The organism is Vibrio genomosp. F10 str. 9ZD137 (assembly GCF_049974785.1).
Classification (GTDB): domain Bacteria; phylum Pseudomonadota; class Gammaproteobacteria; order Enterobacterales; family Vibrionaceae; genus Vibrio.
Genome location: NZ_JBNGCJ010000463.1, coordinates 1 through 2,656, shown reverse-complemented (window position 1 = coordinate 2,656; position 2,656 = coordinate 1). Strand labels below are relative to the sequence as shown.

The 2,656-nt window shown below is 43.9% G+C and carries 2 protein-coding genes and 1 pseudogene; all 3 read right to left on the bottom strand.

Annotation, left to right across the window (positions count from 1 at the left end; genetic code table 11):
- Positions 1-367 (bottom strand): annotated as a pseudogene (locus ACP45E_RS11115) (peptide ABC transporter permease); the annotation flags it as partial.
- 14 nt (positions 368-381) lie between these two features.
- Positions 382-1,302, bottom strand: a complete 921-nt coding sequence (gene oppB, locus ACP45E_RS11110; protein WP_017033872.1) for an oligopeptide ABC transporter permease OppB — start codon at positions 1,300-1,302, stop codon at positions 382-384.
- Between the two features lie 126 nt (positions 1,303-1,428).
- The coding region (locus ACP45E_RS11105; RefSeq protein WP_069585017.1) for an ABC transporter substrate-binding protein at positions 1,429-2,656 on the bottom strand (1,228 nt) is incomplete at its 5' end.

The following is a 2,656-nucleotide window of genomic DNA, read 5'->3' as shown; positions in this document are numbered from 1 at the left end:
TGGCACCGTAAAGTGTTCCAATGAGCACCGCGACAAACGCACCTAATACACCGACCATTAAGGAGATTCGTCCACCAATCAGAGTGCGAACGTACAGGTCTCGCCCTAAACTATCCGTACCAAACCAGTGAGAGGCACTTGGAGCGGCGTGCATGGCATACCAGTCCGTGTCGTCATACGCATACTGAGCGATCATCGGCAAAACAATAACAGCCAGCGTCATGAGCATCAAAACAAACAAGCTCACCATGGCCGCTTTATTGCGCATAAAACGGATACGGGCGTCTTGCCATAAACTGCGACCTTCAATCTCAAGGTTTTCCGAGAACTTCTCGATCGCTTCCAGGTTCTTTTTCTTTGTTAACATAACCAACCTTCCTGCTAGTAGCGAATCTTCGGATCAATCATTGCTAATAAAATATCAACAATGGCATTGAATAAGATGAATAGGAAACCAATGAGAATTGTGACTCCCATTACTAGCGAATAATCACGGTTAAACGCGGCGTTAACGAACAATTTACCGATGCCAGGTAGCCCGAAAATGGTTTCGATAACCACGGAACCCGTAATAATGCCCACAAAGGCTGGCCCCATGTACGAAACAACCGGCAACATTGCAGGCTTAAGTGCATGTTTAACGATGATGTATGGGTAACTCAAACCTTTAGCGCGTGCGGTACGAATAAAGTTACTGTTCAATGTTTCGATCATCGAACCACGAGTGATACGAGCAAACGTCGCGACATACAGTAAAGACATGCCTACAACCGGCAATGCCATGTATTTAAACGAGCCGTCTAACCAACCACCAGCGGGGAACCAACCTAAGTTGATGGAAAAGATATAAATCAATGTGGGTGCAAGAACAAAGGAAGGCAACACCACGCCTAACATGGCGGTAGACATGACCGTATAGTCAGCCCAGGTATTTTGTTTTAATGCTGCAAATGTCCCAACGGTGACTCCCATGACGAGAGTAAAAATAAATGCAAAGAATCCCACTTTTGCCGAAACGGGTAAGGCAACAGAGATAAGTTCATTTACTGAGTAATCTAGATATTTGAATGACGGCCCAAAATCACCTTGAATGACGTTAGTCAAATATGTGGTGTACTGTTCAAAAACAGGTTTGTCGAGGCCATATTTCGCTTCGATGTTGGCCATAACTTCTGGCGGAAGCGGACGCTCACTTGAAAATGGATTTCCCGGTGCGTAACGCATAAGAAAGAAAGATACTGTAATTAACACCAACATGGTTGGTATTGCTTCGAATATCCTTTTCGCGATGAATTTAAGCATAAGCTCACTCTTTCAGTCTGTGACAAAAATTTCAATGTAAAAAGTAGACAATACGCTACACGCACTCATTACAATAATGAGTACGTGTAGCGTCGATCGTTATTATTTTTATATCAGCTTTGTTGACTACTTAGCTTTGATGTAAAGATCTTTTGAGTAGATTTTTTCTTCCGGGTTATTCACCGGGAAGCCACCGATTTGTGGATTCAGTAAACGTGCTTTCACGTACTGGTAGATCGGTGCGATTGGCATGTCTCGAGTCAGTAACTGCTCAGCTTCTAGGTACAGTGCTGTGCGTTCTTCTTCAGACGTTGACGTCAGTGCTTTTTCCATAACCGCATCGTATTCTTTACTATCGTAGTGAATACCACCGGTCGTGTTGGTGCTCTTCATCAGAGTTAGGAATGAAGACGCTTCATTGTAGTCGCCACACCAGCCAGCACGTGCAACTTCAAAGTTACCTGCGTCTTTGGTTGATAGGTACGTTTTCCACTCTTGGTTTTCTAACGTAACATCAAGACCCAGTGTCTTCTTCCACATAGAACCCAATGCTACAGCAATCTTCTTGTGGTTTTCAGACGTGTTGTAAAGAAGTGAGAATTTCAGTGGGTTATCAGCACCGAAACCAGCTTCAGAAAGAAGTTTAGCCGCTTCTGCATCACGCTCTTGTTGAGTCATTTTACCGTAAGCAGGGACTTCTGGGTTAAATCCAGCTGTGATTTCAGGCGTCAGGAAGTATGCAGGCTTTTGGCCTTGACCAAGAATAGCATCGGTTACGATGTTACGGTCGATAGCGTATGAAATCGCTTTACGAACTCGAACATCATCAAACGGCGCTTTCTTCGTGTTGAAGATGTAGTAGTAAGTACACAGGTTACCGGTAATAGACAGTGATTCTGCGTGCTCTTTTTCCAGACGACGGAAGTGCTCGTTTGGAATCTCGTAAGTCACGTCAACTTCACCCGCTAAGAAGCGGTTCATTTCTGCTACTTGGTTTTCAATCGGTAGGAAAGTGACTTTGTTTAACGTTGTATTTTCGTTATCCCAGTACTTTTCGTTACGTTTTAGAACTAAACGCTCATTCACTACCCATTGATCAACAACGTATGCGCCGTTACCAACAAAGTTTTCAGGCTTAGTCCACTGGTCACCAAACTTTTCTACTGTCGCTTGGTGTACAGGTTTAGTCGTTGTGTGACCAACCATCATCACGAAGTATGGTACAGCAGACTCTAATTCAACCACTAAAGTATGTGCATCGACAGCTTTAACACCTAATGTGCTCTTGTCTTTTTTACCTGCAACGATGTCTTTCGCATTCGCCATCTTGGTGTATTCCATGTACCAAGCGTAT

What these genes read in the sequence shown, in the direction of transcription:
- oppB (WP_017033872.1), bottom strand. Translation starts at nt 1,302, where the DNA reads ATGCTTAAATTCATCGCGAAAAGGATATTCGAAGCAATACCAACCATG.